Raw genomic sequence first — 17692 nt, 5'->3', positions numbered from 1 at the left:
GGGGTCCTACTTGGCGGGCGAGTAATTGTAGATGGACGGAACGGCCTGCTGAACCTGCGGCGTGACGTTCACTTTGTCGTTGTGGTAGTACATCTGGTTCACGCGGAACAGCGGGGCGAACCAAGCCTGTTCCACCACATATTTGTTGACTTCCTGGGCGAGCTTGCCGGCATCTGCACCGCCGGTGCGCACGGCCGCGATCTTGGCCTCAAGCTCAGGGGTGGTGGTCTTGAACGGGTTGTACAGGGCCTTGGTGGAGACGATCTGGTCGATTGCCACCGTCGGCTGGCCCTGGAAGAGGTTGTAGAAGAGGGCCGGGTACTTCTGGGCGGCAACATCGGAGGTGAACGTGTTGGTGATTGCCGCACCCGGGTTCAGGGTGATACCAACGTCTGCGAGTTGCTGCTTCATGACCGAGATCAGGGTTTCAGCACCGGGAAGGGTGGGAACGTCAATGCTGACCTTGCCCTCGAAGCCGGACTCCTTCAGGAGCTGCTTGGCTTTCTCGGGATCGTAGCTGTAATAGTTCTCCAGCTCCTCAGACCAGGCACCGCTGTCCTTGCCAAACGGCTGCGTGGTGGGAGTGCCCTGGCCCAGCATGACCTGATCCAGGATGGTCTTCCGGTCAAAGGCGTGGTTGATGGCCTGGCGGACCTTGAGGTTGGCCAAGGCCGGGTTCTTGGTGCCGTCACGGTCCAGGAGCAGCAATCCAGACCAGTCCACCTGGTTGGTTTCGAGCTTCATCTTGGCGCCCTCGGCCTGCTTGCCGTTCTTGGGGTCCAGCAGCGTGGCGTCAATCTGGCCGGAAACCAGTGCGTTGGTGCGGGCGGTGGGGTCCAGGAGGATCTTGAGCGTCAGCTTCTTGAACTTCTGTAGGTCCTTGTTCCAGTAACCCTCGCGTGCGGTGAAGACTGTCTGGGAATCCTTAACGGAAGCAGCTTTGTCCATCACGTACGGTCCCGAACCCACGGGGACGGTCTTGATGGCATCTGTGCCCAGTGCGGCGGGGCTTCCCATCAGACCCGCGGCCTGGCTGAGGAAGTATTCGAGGGCCGGCTCAGGTGCGCTGAGGTTAATGTCGATGGTGTCGGCATCCACCACTGCGACGTCGGAAACTGACCCCAGTTGGGCCATCTGAGGGCCGTTGGCCTTCTTGAAGTGGTCAAGGTTGGCTTTGGCGGCCATGGCGTCGAACTTGGCTCCGTCGCTGAACGTGACGTCGGTCCGGAGATCAACAGTGAGCTTGGTGTTGGTGTCGTTGTACTTCCAGGCGGTTGCCAGCATGGGGCTGAGCTTGCCGTCCGGTTCGCGGAGGAGCAGGGAGTCGTAGGCTGCCTGGTACGGCTGGAGTGCGTGGCCGACGTGAGCCTGTGCAGGGTCCCAGGACGTGAGGTCACGGAGCGTGCCCAGCGTCAATGCGGTGACCGTCTTGGCGCCTGCAGTGGAACCCGCTCCGGCGCCGGCATTCCCGCCGCCACATGCGGTGAGCGCCAGGGAGGCGCTAAGTACGATGGCGGCTGCTGCCGCCTTGGGACCTAACTTCATTGTTGGCTCCTACTGAGTCATAGCCTGATGCGAGTCAGAGCTTGAGCGTGTGGCCTGCGCCACACTTTTATTGGGTGTGAGATTTACAGTACGGACTTTGCGTAGTCTTGGCAACCGATTGTCAAAAGTTTCTTTAATTGTTGCCAAGTGGATTCCCAAAGACCGCTCGCACGAACGGCTTAACCCACTTGGTCAGCCATATCCGGGTAACTTTGCGCGTAAATATCCTTGATGATGCCCAGGGATTTGCCGGCCTCAGCCGGGCTGATCCAGAACGGCCCAGCGTCGTGCAGTTTGTTGTAGAAATCTGCAATCAGCAGCTCGTGGGAAACCCCCCAATAGGATCTTCCCCCCGTTTCCGCCACCCTCTCGGGGACGACGTCCACCGTGCCGTCGGCATAGGTCACAGTGAGGTCGCCCCGCAGGCTGAGTGTTGCCTTCTCTGTCACGATGTCCAAGGCGACCGGCGCATTCACTGCGTTGGCCAGTGTTGCGTAGAAGACACTCCGCGCTCCGTTCACGTGCTCGGCAACGAACTCCGCGGTGTCTTCCACCTCGATCACGCCACCCAGTGAACGGGTGGACGCATGGCCCTCCACTTTGGCGACATCACCCACCAGCCACTGCAGTAGGTCTACCGTGTGGATGGCCTGGTTCATCATGAGGCCACCCCCACCCTCGGCCCACGTGCCACGCCATGGGCGGCTGCGGTAGTAGCTGCCGTCGCGGTGCCACATGACGGCGGCCGAAGCGCCAATCACCTGGCCCAACGTGCCGCCGTCGAGCAGTTCATGCATAGCTTGCGATGTCGCGTTGTACCGGTTCTGGAAGCAGACGGCGATTTTCGCCGCGCTTCGCTCCGCAACTTCGATCAGCCGCCGCCCTTCGGCCAGCGTATGGGCCAGCGGCTTCTCCACAATGACGTTCACGCCGCGCTCCAGGCAGTCGGCGGCAACTGAAGCATGAAGATGGTGGGGCGTGCAGATATGCACGACGTCGGGGCGAACCTCTTGGAGCATGTCCAGGTAATCCGCGTACCCCGGTGCGCCGTGGGCGGCTGACGCCGCATCCACTCTTTCCGGATCGGTATCGCAGACCGCTACCAATTCGGCGTTGTCCATGGTTGCCAGTGCCGAGAAGTGGATAGTCGAGATGTCGCCGCAACCAATAACTGCCGCTGTAGGCATACCTGCTCCTTTGAAGGTTAATGCTGGGTTGTTGAACGCCGGCCGTCAGGCCAGGGAAACGCCATTCTTGGCAGCGAGGCCTGCAAAAGCGCGAGCCGCGATTCCGAAGGCAACCGGCCCCGAGTACCCGCCGAGCTCGTGGGCACTGGCCAGGTGTGGCTCCAGTGAGGCGAAGCCGGTATAGCCATCGGCAGCGAGAGCGCTGATGGTGGCATCCAGTTCACCGTCACCTTCGCCGGCGGGAACTACTTCACCCGTTGTGGCGATCGCATCTTTAACCTGCAGGTATTCGAGGTAGGGACGCAGGATGGCATATCCCTCGGTGTAGGGCTTGACGCCTACTTGGACGAAGTTGGCGTTGTCCCATGCGACCCGAAGTGCGGGAGAGTCCACCGTCTCCATGATGTCCAGGACGCGATCGGGAGTATCCCCATAGATGCCCTTTTCATTTTCATGGAGCAGGACGATGCCGTGCGCTGCAGCTTCTGCGGCAAGCGCAGACATGCGCTCCATGACTGCGTCACGAATGGCCTCCTGGCTTTGGCCTTCTCCGCGGTAGAAGGAGAAGATGCGGACGTATGTGGTCTCCAGGGTTTTGGCAACGGAGATGATCTGGCGAAGCCGGGTCACCTCGTGCTCCACCGGGAGGCTGACGTCCACCTTGCCAATGGGACTGGCAACAGCTGAAACCTTGAGGCCATTTTCATCCAGGATCGCCTTTAGCCGCTGGACAGCGTCCCACTCAAGCTCCGAGACGTTGGTTCCCCATGCGCTGCGGACTTCAATGTGGCTCGCGCCGAGGGCCAACAGCACTGCTGCTTGCACGGTGGGATCGGGGTCTACTTCGTCGCCGAAACCGGACAGGCTCCACACGGCACTGGGTTGAGTCACGAAAGTCTCCTAGATAGTCCTGCAGCGGCACACGGTGGTGCGGTGACGCAGTTCACAGGCGGGTCTTATGCCTCGAGTTTAGCCATCTTGGCACGCATTTGACAACCGATTGCCATTAACTGCCATACTGTGGCATTCTTGTTGAACGGTGTGGCAGTAGTCACAGCCGGATGATTCTGTCGTTCAGAGAGGAACGCCCATGGCGACGCAACCCATGGCAACAGGCCGGCCTGCCACCATCCATGACATTGCTGCGCTATGTGGCGTCGCAGCATCCACCGTTTCGAGGGCCCTTGCCAATCCAGAGCGCGTCAATATCCGCACCCGCGAGCGGATCCAAGCTGCCGCCGTCGAGCTGAATTACACCCCTAACTCCCAAGCGAAAGCGCTGAGCTCCGGCCGTACAGGTGCCGTGGGCGTTCTGGTTCCGGATATCACCAACCCCTTCTACTTCGACCTCATCAGGGGAACGCAGCTTCAGTTGAAGGCGGCCGGCTACACGCAGTTGCTTGTTGATACGGAGGAATCGGACGAGGTGGAGGCCAGCACGCTGGAGCAGTTGCGCAAAAGCGCCGACGGCGTAATTGTCGCAGCGTCGCGCCTCAACGACGAAGCACTTGCCGCTGCCGCTGCACGGATGCCGATGGTCACCGTTAACCGCGACGTCGACGGCGTCCCCGCGGTCATCATTGACACCCCCTCAGCCATGCCGCAGGCATTGGACCACCTGATTTCATTGGGCCACACGTCTGTTGCCTATGTTTCCGGCCCTGGCGTTTCGCAGTCCAGCGCCCGTCGCTGGACTGCCCTGTCAGAAGCCGCCGAGGAACGCGGAGTCGAGGTCCGCCGCATCGGGCCCTTTGCCCCGAAGACCCAGTCCGGGGCAGCTGCTGCAGACGCCGCCGTTCACAGCGGGGTCACTGCGTGCATCGTCTTCAATGACCTCATCGCTATCGGCATGCTGCAGCGGCTTCGCGAACGTGGTCTCCGGGTGCCTGAGGACATGAGCATCGTGGGCTGCGACGACATCTTTGGGGCCGACTTCTGCAATCCGCCCCTCACCACCATGAGTTCGCCCATTGAGCAGGCAGGACGCGTGGCAGTGTCCATGTTGCTCGCCCAGCTGAATCCACTCGCTGGCGGCGGAAACCGCAGCCGATCCGTCATGCCCACGCACCTCACTGTCCGCGGCTCCACGGGACCGGCCCGCTCAAACTAGCCGTTCCCCGGAATCACGGCGCAATATGGTTGAGCGTCCATAACCATGCTGACTAGTGTTGGACCATGCGCGAACTCCAGGCCAAGATCATTGAAGAAATGGGCGTCCAGCCCCGGATCGATCCTGCGGAGGAGATCCGCAAGCGGGTCGCCTTCCTGAAGGACTACGTCAAGGCGACGGGGACTAAAGGCTTCGTCCTGGGCATCTCCGGCGGGCTCGATTCCACTCTGGCGGGGCGACTGGCCCAACTGGCGGTTGAGGAGCTTGAAGCGGACGGCGTTGAGGCGAACTTCGTGGCCGTCCGACTCCCCTACGGCATCCAGCACGACGAAGACGACGCCCAGGCCGCCTTGGACTTCATCAAAGCCAAAACCGAGTGGACCTTCAACATCTCCCAGGCCGTCGACGGTTTCGAGGAAGAGTTCGAGAAGACCACCGGCGCGGAAATTTCCGACTTCCACAAGGGCAACACCAAAGCCCGCGCACGCATGATCGCACAGTACGCCCTGGCGGGCGAACACAATTACTTGGTGGTCGGCACCGATCATGGCGCCGAGTCCGTCACCGGCTTCTTCACGAAGTTCGGCGATGGCGGCGCGGACATCCTTCCGCTGTTCGGCCTCAACAAGCGCCAGAACCGCGCAATCCTGGCGGAACTTGGAGCCCCCGCCCGCCTCTGGCAGAAGGTGCCCACGGCCGATCTCCTGGACGACAAGCCGGGCCGCACCGATGAGGACGAGCTGGGCATCACCTACGACCAGATCGACGACTACCTCGAAGGCCGCGACGTTGCCGAAGGCGCCGCGGAGCTCATCGAGCAGAAGTACCTCCGCACACGCCACAAGCGCACCGTTCCGGTCACCATCTTCGATACCTGGTGGAAGTAGTTACGTCACTTTAGACCAACCACGCCGACCAACCACGACTGCCCAACCACGACGGCGGGTGCCGGCTTCCCCAAGGAAGTCCGCACCCGCCGTCGTGCTTTAACTGTCGCTCTCTCACATCCCGCGGGCTTCCCGCAGGCCCTCTCTCACATCCCGCGGGCTTCCCCCCGCCGCTCTCTCACATCCCGCGGGCTTCCCGCCGCCGCTCTCTCACATCCCGCGGGCTTCCCGCCGGCCCTCTCTCACATCCCGCGGGCTTCCCGCCGCCGCTCTCTCACATCCCGCGGGCTTCCCGCCGGCCCTCTCTCACATCCCGCGGGCTTGCCTCCGCCGCTCTCTCACATCCCGATTCGAGGGTCTTGACGATGCGATACTTACCGATATATCGTTAAGTATCGCCGATACGTCCTCGGTGAACCACATAATTGAAAGGACGATGCTGCTATGAAAGGCATCAACGAACACGACAACACTTTCCCCGAGCACGGTCACGGACACCCCGAACACGGACACGGCCTAGGCCGGTTCAACCGAGGCAAGGGCCGGCGCGGGCCGGGCGGACACGGCGGAGGCGGATTTGGCCCGGGCTTCGGCCCTGGCGGCTTTGGCCCGGGTTTCGGGCCGCGGGGTTTCGGTCCCGGCGGATCACGCCGAGCCAATCGCGGCGACGTCCGCGCAGCGATTCTCTCGCTTTTGGCTGAGGCTCCGTCCAACGGTTACGGCCTGATCAAAACGATCGCGGAGAAGACGTCCGGGGCATGGCGTCCCAGCCCTGGCTCCGTCTACCCGACGCTGCAGCAACTGGTGGACGAAGAACTGATCGTCGCGGTCGGCGAGGGGCGGCGTACCGAGTTCACGCTCACTGACGACGGCAAGGCCTACGTCGCCGAGCATGAAGAAGAACTCGCCAATGCCTGGAACACCGAGGCCGATGGAACTGGCGCAGCATTCCACCAAAGCGTCGGCAAGCTCATGGGTGTCATCCACCAATTCCGCGGAGCCGCTACAGACGAACAGCGTCAAGCGGCAATCGAAAAGCTGGACGAAACCCGCCGGGCTCTCTACCTGATTTTGGCTGACTAAGTGCTGGCCAGCATCCCCTTGACCTTGACGTAACGTCAACCTCTACTGTCGAAGGACAAGCGAAGGACGGAGGACGTATGGACTGGTCAATTCAGGAAATTGCCAAGATGGCAGGGACCACCAGCCGCACGCTGCGTCACTACGACGACATTGGGCTACTCAAACCAAGCCGGACCGGCTATAACGGCTATCGCTACTATGACGGTCCGGCCCTGGTTCAGCTCCAGCGAATCATCCTGCTCCGGGAACTCGGACTTGGACTACCGGCCATTGCCGAGGTTCTTGACCGCGAGACGGATACCGTCAAAGCGCTGACAAGCCATCTGGAATGGCTTGCCCAGGAGCAGGACAGGCTGACCCGGCAGATCGCCTCCGTTCGGCAGACCATTGACACGATGAAAGGGGATGGAAAGTACATGGCTCAGAACATGTTTGATGGCTTCGACCACACTCAGTACAAGGACGAGGTGGAGGAACGCTGGGGCAAAGACGCTTACGCTGCCAGTGATTCCTGGTGGCGCGGAATGAGCGCCGAGGAAAAGCAGCAATGGAAAAAGCACGTGCAAAAGCTGGGCGCAGACTGGATCTCTGCCGCAGAATCCGGGGTTTCACCGGACAGCGACATGGCGCAAGACCTGGCGCGGCGCCACGTCGAGTGGCTTCGCGGCATCCCGGGAACTCCCTCCGCCGCTCCCGGCGGAGACGTCAAGGGCTACGTCACCGGCCTCGGGGAAATGTATGTAGCTGACCCTCGATTTGCCGCCAACTATGGCGGAGAAAGAGGCGCAACGTTCGTCAGGGATGCCCTTAGGGTTTACGCGGAAAAGAACCTGTAGACAGTCAGGATGCGCTGATCCGGGTTAGGCAATAGTCTGGCCGAATGGGTACAAGCACCGTAAAGTCCGGCGAACAGGTTGATAGGCAGAAACGCATTCTCGACGCGGCCCTGGAACTGCTGTCCCGCCACGGCATTTCGGGTATCAACATGCGCGCCGTGTCGCGTGAAGCCGGCGTCGCCCTTGGGCTTGTGAACTACTACTACGAAGACAAGTCGAGTCTGATCCGCGCGGTTCTTCACCAGATTGAAGCGCACGACCTCCTGCTGGTGGAGCCCAAGGCTACGTCAACCCCTGACGAGCAACTCCGGGAGTCGCTTCGGCGCGTTGCGGACCCCGGGCTCCTGACCACACCGTATCTGTCCCTCCGCCTCCACTTGTGGGCCCTCGCCCAGGCGGATGAGGAATTTGCACGAATCAATGCCGCGGCGTTTGAGAGATACCTCCAAGGGCTCGCGGCCTTGATCGGCAATGCAATTCCGGGCCTTTCCCCGGATGAATGCAAGGAACGGGCGGCCGACATCGTAGTCGTGCAGAACGGCATGTGGCTCACCACGCTATTGGGCATCGACCAGGCGGCCATCGAGCGCGGCATTGCCCGCACGGAGCAGATCGCCTTCGCCCCTTCGGCGTAGCTACCGGGTCCAGCTAGACCTTTGCTATGTGCTCAGAAGGTGTTGGAGAAGGTGGTTGTGGGCAATCCCGTTCCCATGAATTGGTAGTCGAGGGTGGTCTGGGAGGCAGGGTCTTTCCGGGAGATGCCTTGGATGAATTGCAGGTTTCCGGGGTCCACGGCGGTGCTCGTGCAGCGGACTTCTTTTGTGGCGTCGTTATGTGCTGTGCAGGACCATCCCGCAGGTTGGATGAGTGTTCCCGGGATCAGGCTTGCCCCGTCGGAAACGGAAAAGATCACTTCAGCGGCTTCGGTGGCAGTTTGACCGGCAATGGTGAAGGTGATTGTCGCCTGGACATCGGCCGCGCCTGAGCCCGCCCCCGTGGTGACGGTGGCCGTGACCTCTGGTGCTATAGGCCTGGTCGGGCTCGGCGTCGGCGTTGGAGGGGCGCTCGGCGTCGGGGTGGGGCTCGGTGTGGGGGTGGGGGTGGGGCTGTGCGACGGGGTCGGCGTCGGGGGTGTTGGGTCCTTGGTGGTGCCCGCCCCGGGTAGAGACGGCAGGACTTCGAAGGGCTTGGGCACTTCGAAGGGCTTGGGCACTTCGAAGGGCTTGGGCGGAGCGGCCGCGGGCGGGGCAGGCCAAGCAACCGGACGGCGCGGCGGCGCGGGGAAGCCGGCGGGGCTGCGTTGCACGCCGTTCAGGGCGGGCAGTTCTTCCGGACCCGCGGTGAGTTCTTCCGGCCCGGGGCCCGAAATCCTCGAGGGTTGATTCGTCGGTGCGGCCGGGGCCGGATGGGTGCCGGTGAGTGGGGACTTTGTGTTCTGATTCTCGTGGCTGGAAGTGGATGCCGGCACCTCACCGGCCTGCGGTGTGCCGGGGTTGTTGGTTCCGGTTCCTGCCAAAGCTATGGTGGCGCCCACAATAATGACCGCCCCTGTCAACCCAGCTGCCCCAACTTTCATCATGGCAGCGATGGACTTCGGAGCAGCGGCGCCGGTGAGTCCAGCGGCGCCCGTGATCCCGGGGGCGGCCGAGGTCAGGGCCACTCCCGCGATCAAGGGGAAGATGATGGCCCTCATGGCGGACTGCACGTCATTGAGATCCAGGAGCAGGGCAGTGCATCTCGAACAGGATTCCAGATGGCTCTGGACTTTCTGGTGCGCCCGCCGACTCAGACCGTTCCGTGAGTAGGCCCCCAACTGGTCCGGATACCCTTCGCATTCCTGGGAGGTTGAGTCTTTGATGTGGCCCTGCAAATAGGCTTGCCGCAGGCCTTCACGGGCCCGGATGGCCAGCGACGAGACCCCGTTCGGGGTGATCCCTAAGACTTCCGATGCCGCGGCGGGTTTCATTCCCTCTATGTCCACGTACCACAGGACTTCCTGCCAGCGCTCGGGCAGGGATTTGAACGCGGCCGCCACCGTGCTGGACTCAAACCCGACCACGGCCGGGTCCTCAGGATCCTCCACCCGGTCCAGCACAAAACTGTCCGAAACCGGCAGGCTACGGGCCGCCATCCGGTTCTGAGCCTGCGCGATCCGCCGCACCGCTGTCAGCAAATACGCCCTAAAGAAAGTATCAGGACCCTTGCCACGCATCAGGGCCTGATGAATCGAAACAAACGCCTCCGAAACAATGTCCTCAATATCGGCCCTGTTATCCACCTGCCCCGCCGCGACATACCGCGCCATATCCCGATGCCGGTCAAAAAGACTCGCGAAAGCCCCCTGATCCCCCGACCGAACCCTCAAGACAAGATCAGCATCACTCACAGTCTCCATCGCCGTTGCCACAGACGTTCCTATCTTCGGGTTACAAGTCGTTCGGCCCACATCAGCTGTGGTGGACGGTTTTCAAAAGTGCATCTTCCGCCACGTGCTTGAACCAGGCCGTCGCAGCGGCAGCAACCTGTTCACGCGACAAATCGATGCAATGCTGCACTTCTTAAGTGTGGCCAGGGGGCAGTTCGTGTCGCGGAAACGGAAAAAATCTTCGGGAAGGCCGGTTCACCTTCCCGGCAACGCCCGCAAACAGCTAAGGGTCGTTGGGGAAGAGCAGGATTTCCAGTTCGTTCATGTCCACGAGCCGGCGCTCATTGAGTTGGTCCTCGCGAATCCAAAACAGTCCCGCCTTCGGCATGGTCTGCGTGACGGTACCGCGATGTACAAGGACTCCCTGCGACCAAGCTTCAATGGTGTCCCCTTGCGCCAAATCCACGCATCGGACGATGAGAATCTGTTGGTTGGCCGTCACGGTGTGGTCCTTTCCCGGCGTTGGACTTGAGCTGAATCGCGAGGGCGGGTGACCAGGATGGCAACCGTTGCCGCACCCATGAGACCAAGGACCCACCAAGGGAAACCTGGGTCTGATGCTTGACTAGGCATTGTTTGCGGGCTTTCGGCACTGGGCGCTTCTGTGCGTTCGCCGCGGACGAGCAAGCGATGACTGTTGACGCCGGTGGGTGTACAGGTAATGAGAGTTACATAGTCCTTACCGGGAACCTTTCGGAGGGCGTCCGTTTGATCCGGCAAGACTGTTTGGATGGAGTCCACTTTGTAGTAAATGGTCTGGTCCAGGACGCTGATGCTGAAGGTTTCACCTTTGGCCACTTTGTGGAGGTTCTCAAAAAGGGTTGCACTGACGAAGCCGGAGTGCGCGCTGAGGACACTATGGGTCCCCTCTCCCCCAACTGGCAGAGCCGAACCGAACAGGTGGCCGGCGCCCTTGGACAGCGAGTCTTCGTCGGTGCCATGAAAGATCGGCAGGTCGGAATGGATGGAGGGGATGCTGATCCGGCCCATCATTCCACCGGGCCCCACATCCAGCAGATTCTGGTAGGCGTCTGATCCTGCCCCGATGGTGGTCTGCTTGCCCTCGTCATTGAGGGAGTAGGGGTCTCTGAGAGGACCGGAAGGAAGATCTTGGTTGAACTTCTTTGCCGCGTCAAGGATGGACTTTTTGGCAGAGGGGTTCAGGTTCCCCACAGTGTCAACATAGCCACTGATTTCGGTGGCGTGGACCCGGTCGGAAAACCAGGCAGCTGCAGTTGGGTAGAGCAAAATTCCCACACCCAGGATGGCGATCAGGACTATGAGGATTCGTTGTTTGCTCCACGATCCGATGGCACGGCCGAGGTTGCGTCGGGAGGGGGTTTGGGTATGAGTCATCTGGGTCCTGTGGCGGAGGGGTGTAGTCCTGAAACTTCAAAGTGGGGAAGATCGCCAAAACGATCTTCCCCACTTTGGCTAGATGGGAGTCACGGTTGCGGCTCCCAAGGTGTTAGCTGTTCGTGGTCTTGCGGTTCCGTACGAACAGGAGTCCTGCGCCGACGACCAGGAGTGCTCCGGCTGCGTAGAGCAGGCCGGTTCCGACGCCACCGGTGAGGGGCAGTTCGAAGCCGCCGTTGGACGGGATGTTCTTGACGCTCAGGTCAACACCGACTGTGGTGCTGGCGGAGTTGATCAGGAAGGAAATCGGCTCGGCGAGCAGTTCGTATCCTGCCGGGGCGGTGGTCTCGACCAGGTAGTAGGTGCGGTAGTCAGCCGAGCCCGGTGCAACAGCTGCGCCATCTGCCCAGTCCGAGTAGCGCAGACCGGAGATGGTCAGGGTGCCATCGGCGGCGACGGTGAAGACGCTTTGGCCGTTCAGAGCGACCGGGTTGGTGCCGGCCAGGGCGTCAGCTTCGTTGGTGTAGACCGAGAAGGAAGCGCCGGCAAGGGCTGTGCCGTTCTCGTTGACCTTCTGCAGGGTCATTTCGCCCCACTTGGTCACGACCGGAGGCGTCACGATCGGGCCGCCGGGCTGGCCCGGGGTGATGGTGAAGCTGGAAAGGTTGGGGTAAACGAGTGCTTCGTTTTCGATTTCACCGATGGTGTTGACCGTGGTGTTCACGACGACCTGAACGCGGGTGTCGTTGTTCGCCGCGAGTACTGCCAGGCCTGCGGGGGTGAAGACGATGGAGACCGTGTTCGTTGCGGCGTCGAAGACGACGTTGTAGTGGGTGCCTTCGGTGATGACGGTGCCATCAAGCAAAGTGGCGGTGGCGCCGACGTAGCTCAACTTGGGATCGAGGGCGTCCACGATCTTGTAACCATCGATGACGGCTTCGTTGGGGATGTCACCGGTGATGGTGAAGTCAATCTGGTCGCCCAGCTTCACGTCGGGGGCATCCGTGACGGTCTTTTCTGCACCGGCAATGGAGTTCTTCGGGTAGACGTGAACGTCGTAGATCCAGTTGTCCTGGTTATCCGGGTCGGTCAAGGGAACCGATACCAGGAACGGAGCTGCAGGAGTAACACCGGCGGGGTAGTTGGTCTCGGTGACCAGGTACAGGCCGACGGGGAGGTTGGCGAACGCTGCGGTGCCGTCAGCGGCGGTGGTCTGAGCCTGCCCCGCACCCAAGGTGTATCCGGCGCCGGTGATGGAACCTTCAGGATCGGCGGGGGAGAAGACACTGCTCAGGTTATGGGCAGCATCCCAACCGGCGTTGGTCGACAAGTCAATGGTATTGACCTGCTGAATCGTGAACTCAATGCCACCCAACGGCGTCAACCCGGAGGTGTCTACCGCAGTGCCGTTGTTGGGAAGGCCTGTGGGAGTGGTGGGGCGTTCGAACTTGTGGACTGTGATGGAACCGGTCTGGTCGCCATCAACCAAGGGCGCTGCAGAGGCAGGCGCGACGGAGAAGGACATGGCCAGCACCGCCCCGGCTATAGTCGCGGCGGCGGTTTTCCACAGCCGCAAGGAGCTTGGATTACTCACTTTGTATCTTCTTTCTATTGATGGTTCGGATGCTCGGAGTGAACATTCTGCGTTCCGGGCGTGCCGCGCTAGCGGCACGCCCGGAGGTTTAAGTGCTGGTGATGTTTCGGCGGCGGACGTTGACGAGTCCCAGGCCGAGGGCCGTCAGGACGAGAATCGATCCAGCCGCTGTGAAGGGCCACCAGCCGATGCCGCCGGACTCTGGCATTTCCAGTGCGGGCACATCGCGCACCGTGATGAGGAAGATCCCATCGCCGTCGGTGTCGCTGCTGCTCACAACACCCCCACCGCTGCCCTGCCCAACTGTCACGGCGCCGCTAGCTGCAACGGTGAATTGCACAGGCTCGGCCAACAGGTTGAAACCCTCAGGTGCTGTGTTCTCTTGGAGCCAGTAGATACCCGGGTTGATTCCCTCGAGCTGGAACAAACCAGTTTCGCCTGCCACCGCAACCGCGGTTGGGCTTACAAGGGCAGCTCCGGGGACGCCGTTGTTGTTGGTGTAGATCGTCCAGGAAGAGCCGGCCATTCTGACCCATTCCTCGTCGGAAGATTCCCCGACCTTTTCGATGAGGACTTTGGCGGGTGTCTGGTGTGTAGTGGTGCAGTCAGGGCCGGGACTGGAGGACCCGGATTCGGCGCAAGTTTGGGGAGGTGTGCTGCCGCTGCCTGTCACCGTGTTAATCATCGTGGCGTTCCAAGCACTCGTTTTGACCGTGACGCTGTAGCGCAGTGTCGCTGTTTGACCGGCGGGAAGAGTGAAAGCGGCCGTAGTGAGTGTTGTTGAAGGGGCCACCGGGTTTGCGACGGGAATGGGTGTGCCCGTCCCAATGGTGAGGGTTGCTGATCCCGGGACGAACGTCGCGTTGTCCAGGACATCGGCAAGGTTGTCCTTCAGGACCACACCCGTGATGATGCCGCTGAGGCTGGTCGCGGTCACTGCGTAGTTGATGGTCTGGCCAGGCATGACCGACCCGTTCGCCGGAGCTGTACCGTTGACCGTCGCCGTCTTCTGGATTTTCCACGCCGGGGGTGCCTTGATTTCTGCATCGTCAGTTGCTGTGACCGGAGGCCCAATGGGCGGATTGCCGGTGACCTTGGCGGTGTTCGTCAGCACGCCGGTGATCACGTCGTTCTGGGTAACAACGTAGGTGGCTGTAGCAGTCACCGATTGCCCGGCCAGCAACACTCCGGGCAATCCCGGCCAGGTGTAAGTCAGGGCTGACATGGTGCCCGTGCCGGAGAACTGCGTTTCGCTGATCACGACGCCGGTCAGGGTGACGTTGCCGGTGTTTTGGGCGACGAACGTGTACGTGGCAGTTTGACCGGCCACGAGTGTGGTCCTGTCCACAGACTTGACCAACGTGATGGCCGGAGCAGCCGCAGGTGCGATGGTGACGATGTAGTCCTCCACCTCGCCTGAATTCGAGGGTCCAATGGGTACTTGGATCTGGGCGGCGTTGTAACCGATCCGGAAGCGCGCATAGGTGGTCCCGGCCGTCATCCCCGCAGGGACAGCAGTCCAGTTGAGCGTGGCCGATGTGGCTCCAGCCGCAAAGCTGGCACACGCGCGCTCCGCAGTGTTGTTGAAGAGCCCGTCTTTATTGACGTCGATCCACCCGCACGTCATACCGGCTTTGCTGGCACCACTGATGGCGACGGTTCTGGAGTAGCTGGTTACACCCGCCGTCATGGGCGCCATGACGACACCATCGTCCATTTGGTCCAGCGCTGCAGTAACGCTGGCATTGGGCGACACCGTGCCGTTGGCAACGTTGGCGTTGTCCTCGGTGATGTTGGCACCCAGCGTAACGTCGGAGGTAACAGCCCTCGCTGCGTTGCCTTGGTCATAGGACGCCGGGGCATCCCCGAAGTCCTGCGGAGCCGTGACGGCCATGAGGAAGTTGTCTTGGTTATGCTCGTCGGCATTCGTGACGACGTTATCCGTGTAGCCGGGCAGCGAGTTGCTGGTCGGAACATGAACACTGCTGACATTGAAGGTCAGGGAAGTAACGACGCCGTTGACTCTCACCGAACCGCATGCAGCTGTTGCCTGGGCATTGAGCGGGACAGGATCGCCGCCTTGGGCTGTGCTGCTGCACGAAACACCGGTATTGTCATTCACTGCCGTGATGGAGTTACCACTGACAGCGAGGTTGCCTCCGGACAGCTTGCTCATGGTCAACCCCGCAGTGGCGAGGTTCAAGACGACATGGTATTGCGACTGCTGATCAACACTGCCGTTGTTGCCGACATCGAGGGACACGTACCCGCCCATGCCTGCCAGATTCAGCACCGGGTTTCTGACCGGTTGGCTAAAGGCAACTGTGATAGTGCCCAGCCCCGAACATGTCCCACTGGCCGGACAGTTATTCACGGCGTTCGTCCAGAACTCGACGGCGGGAGAAGCAGCGGGGACGCCCTGCGAATAGTCAGAGGCAACATACCCACGGCTATCCAGCGTCGTCCTGCCCGCCAGATAGGTCAGGCCGGACTGGTCATAGGTGGTGGTCAGGCCGGATCCCGGCATCGTCAGCACGGCGGCTCCGCCTGTTATGTTTGCCGGGGCTGTGGCCACTTCGTAGGCCTGCGCCGGCGCGCCTAACGACAGCCCGCCAAGGACCACCATCAACGCGGCAGCAATGGCCGTCACTCTCCCGCGGGGAAACTTCAATGGAGGTCCTTCCAAGAACTCTTACTCAACGGCTCCGCTGGGGAGCCGAACATTTACAGGGCATAGCCACACCCTCAGCAGGGCGAAGCTTCACTAAGGGAGTAGCGGCAGGGAACTGAATGTGTCGCAAGTTCCAGGAAGTTTTTGATAGACACCTATCAGCCGCTAACTGCAATAAGGGCATCTTGCTGGTCGTGGAACTCCCGAAAGGCCGAACGCCCGGTCACTCGCATGCTGCTCAGTAGTTCGCATCCGTGCAGTTGATCTCGCGTCGTCACCGAATACGAGAAGCTTCGATATGCGGTCTCGAACCTTCCGAGATGGCCGATGGGCTGGACGTCCCTCCGGGATAACGGCTGGAACTGAAGTAATTCCAAAGCCTCATTGGTCAGCGATCCGGGGACTAGTTGGACGTCATTGAGGCGCCGACCCGTTTCGTTGACGATCCAGGCTGTGAAAACTACCGTCTCCCCCGGTCTGACCAACCGTCTGTCTGCTGCATACATCAGCACCAAGCCCGACCCATGAGGCCGCCGTTTGAGATGGCCCCATCTGGATTTGAGCTGCCGAATACCCTCTACTGCCCGTTCACTTCGCACACCCGTTAAGTGATGAACAGGCGCCGATCGTGTCGCCACTTGGTCCTTAATGGATCCAAGGAAATACTCCGCCATTCCGCCTACCACTACTGGCGGCCAATTCGTCAATGTCGCGACACAAATCCAGTACCCGCGGTACTTACTTGACATGAACGACCAAACAGAGATTCTTAGCGGCGAACTCGTTATTACATCCTGTGAACTCCAACTTCGCTGGCAGCAAAGCAGCCTGCAAGCGGGATGGAAGCTTCCCGGTGATTGGCTGGTACCCGAGGTCGCGGAGACCACCAGGGCGAGAGTCCGGGGGGACGAACTCCAGAACGTGGCCAGACGGCTGGGCGCCTCCCGCGCCTATCACGGGGTGGGCGTCCGCGAGACCATGATGGACCTTCGCGCCTTTTACACCGTTGCCGATTTGCCCCCGGATGACTCTTCCATGCTTGCCTTAGTCGAGGGATGGACCGCGGAGATAGAGCGGCTTGAACCTCTCTCCTGCACTGATGTCCGCACAGGGCTGGCCACGTTCGCGCACTTTGAACGACTCATCTACGACGTGGCGGTCAGCGGATCCCGGGCACAACAAGCCCAGACCATTGCGTCCCTCCATCTCGACTGGTCCGATCAAGGCCATCGTCTTGGCTGGGATCTGCTTGCGGACGTAGGAAACATCTGCAGCGAGGAACTTGCCACGATCAACGTCTCGGCTGCCTACCACCGTGGAAGTATCCACGCCATCATGGAGCGCACCACTCAGAGTTACGAAGCCCTTTTCCGCTGCCGCGAACGCCTCGATGCACTCACCAGGTGGCCTTCTTCAGCTACGACAGTCGACTTCGAACCCGTCCCGACCACCCGGGCGGATTTCACGAAAACAACAGCTGCGCTCCGAACCCGACGAGCGGCCTGAACACGATGGTTCCCTTTCAGTCAGAGATGGCAACGGCCATTCCGACGGCAGGCCCCGCCACTAGGAATCAGTGCGACTTCTTCAGGAGCGTCGTCACGGCAGACCCCGAACGCATGCTGGAAAGACACTTCACTACATGGTGCGCGCGGTTCAAAATAGCGCTTGGCGACTCGGGATTCACCACCGAAACAGGCCGCGTCGTCTACCCCGCTCATGGAGTAACCGAGGCCGACGGAACCGTGTGGCTGTCTACCCTGGCATCCTTTGATAGATCCGGGATCCGAGGGCAAGTAGAACATAATCCGCATTTCCGGCGCATGCTCCTCGATGTAGCCAAATCGCCCGACAGAGCCCCCGACGGGATAGCGTTGCTGATCGGCAGAACGCCCTATCAGGTGATTTTCCAGAACACAAAGGAAGCCGGCGGCGACCACATCGTCAATGTCGCATTCATCAATCGGGCACCGCTTAATATCCACCCTTTTTGAACAT

General features: G+C 61.1%; 15 protein-coding genes. 7 read left to right on the top strand and 8 right to left on the bottom strand.

Going from position 1 to position 17692, the window contains the following annotated elements; genetic code table 11:
• Window positions 1–6: 6 nt before the first annotated feature.
• The 3 genes from KCX59_RS02755 to KCX59_RS02745 form a co-directional block, all read right to left on the bottom strand.
• Window positions 7–1545 carry an ABC transporter substrate-binding protein gene (locus KCX59_RS02755; protein WP_179017920.1) on the bottom strand — a complete coding sequence of 513 codons (1539 nt, stop codon included), beginning with the start codon at window positions 1543–1545 and terminating at the stop codon, window positions 7–9.
• A gap of 179 nt (window positions 1546–1724) precedes the next feature.
• Window positions 1725–2732 carry a Gfo/Idh/MocA family protein gene (locus tag KCX59_RS02750; RefSeq protein WP_179017921.1) on the bottom strand — a complete coding sequence of 336 codons (1008 nt, stop codon included), beginning with the start codon at window positions 2730–2732 and terminating at the stop codon, window positions 1725–1727.
• 45 nt (window positions 2733–2777) lie between these two features.
• A complete protein-coding gene (locus KCX59_RS02745; RefSeq protein ID WP_179017922.1) occupies window positions 2778–3623 on the bottom strand; it encodes a sugar phosphate isomerase/epimerase family protein in 846 nt (281 codons plus the stop codon).
• A 199-nt stretch (window positions 3624–3822) separates the two neighbouring features.
• Here KCX59_RS02745 and KCX59_RS02740 point away from each other — a divergent pair, with 199 nt between their 5' ends.
• The 5 genes from KCX59_RS02740 to KCX59_RS02720 all read left to right on the top strand — a co-directional run bounded on the left by KCX59_RS02740 (window position 3823) and on the right by KCX59_RS02720 (window position 8283).
• Window positions 3823–4842 (top strand): LacI family DNA-binding transcriptional regulator, encoded by a 1020-nt coding sequence (locus KCX59_RS02740; RefSeq protein WP_179017923.1) that lies wholly within the window; start codon window positions 3823–3825, stop codon window positions 4840–4842.
• Window positions 4843–4907: 65 nt separating this feature from the next.
• On the top strand, window positions 4908–5729 hold the full coding sequence (gene nadE, locus KCX59_RS02735; RefSeq protein WP_179017924.1) for an ammonia-dependent NAD(+) synthetase: 822 nt from the start codon (window positions 4908–4910) through the stop codon (window positions 5727–5729).
• Window positions 5730–6173: 444 nt separating this feature from the next.
• Window positions 6174–6812: a PadR family transcriptional regulator gene (locus tag KCX59_RS02730; RefSeq protein WP_179017925.1), complete on the top strand. Its 639-nt coding sequence runs from the start codon at window positions 6174–6176 to the stop codon at window positions 6810–6812.
• Window positions 6813–6889: 77 nt separating this feature from the next.
• Window positions 6890–7648, top strand: coding sequence for a MerR family transcriptional regulator (locus tag KCX59_RS02725; RefSeq protein ID WP_178996705.1), 759 nt, complete (start codon window positions 6890–6892; stop codon window positions 7646–7648).
• Window positions 7649–7692: 44 nt separating this feature from the next.
• Complete coding sequence (locus tag KCX59_RS02720; protein ID WP_178996706.1) at window positions 7693–8283, top strand: TetR/AcrR family transcriptional regulator; 591 nt, start codon at window positions 7693–7695, stop codon at window positions 8281–8283.
• Between the two features lie 32 nt (window positions 8284–8315).
• Here KCX59_RS02720 and KCX59_RS02715 read toward each other — a convergent pair whose 3' ends face one another.
• From KCX59_RS02715 to KCX59_RS02695, 5 genes are all read right to left on the bottom strand, one after another.
• Window positions 8316–9953 (bottom strand): sigma-70 family RNA polymerase sigma factor, encoded by a 1638-nt coding sequence (locus tag KCX59_RS02715; protein WP_434122613.1) that lies wholly within the window; start codon window positions 9951–9953, stop codon window positions 8316–8318.
• Window positions 9954–10296: 343 nt separating this feature from the next.
• Complete coding sequence (locus KCX59_RS02710; RefSeq protein WP_218649887.1) at window positions 10297–10515, bottom strand: hypothetical protein; 219 nt, start codon at window positions 10513–10515, stop codon at window positions 10297–10299.
• On the bottom strand, window positions 10512–11429 hold the full coding sequence (locus KCX59_RS02705; protein ID WP_179020008.1) for a class C sortase: 918 nt from the start codon (window positions 11427–11429) through the stop codon (window positions 10512–10514). Before KCX59_RS02705 ends, KCX59_RS02710 begins: the two co-directional genes overlap by 4 nt.
• Window positions 11430–11541: 112 nt before the next feature.
• Window positions 11542–13023, bottom strand: coding sequence for a SpaH/EbpB family LPXTG-anchored major pilin (locus KCX59_RS02700; RefSeq protein WP_179020010.1), 1482 nt, complete (start codon window positions 13021–13023; stop codon window positions 11542–11544).
• Between the two features lie 88 nt (window positions 13024–13111).
• Complete coding sequence (locus tag KCX59_RS02695) at window positions 13112–15694, bottom strand: DUF7507 domain-containing protein (protein WP_256871789.1); 2583 nt, start codon at window positions 15692–15694, stop codon at window positions 13112–13114.
• Between the two features lie 747 nt (window positions 15695–16441).
• Here KCX59_RS02695 and KCX59_RS02690 point away from each other — a divergent pair.
• Both KCX59_RS02690 and KCX59_RS02685 read left to right on the top strand, forming a co-directional pair.
• Entirely contained in the window at window positions 16442–17200 is a 759-nt protein-coding gene (locus KCX59_RS02690) for a hypothetical protein (protein ID WP_178992682.1), read from the top strand.
• Between the two features lie 26 nt (window positions 17201–17226).
• A complete protein-coding gene (locus tag KCX59_RS02685) occupies window positions 17227–17688 on the top strand; it encodes a hypothetical protein (RefSeq protein WP_179020012.1) in 462 nt (153 codons plus the stop codon).
• Window positions 17689–17692 lie beyond the last annotated feature (4 nt).

The organism is Paenarthrobacter nitroguajacolicus, assembly GCF_051027655.1.
GTDB lineage: Bacteria > Actinomycetota > Actinomycetes > Actinomycetales > Micrococcaceae > Arthrobacter > Arthrobacter nitroguajacolicus.
Note: the sequence above shows the minus strand (reverse complement) of the source record. Positions and strands in the feature narration are given on the sequence as shown.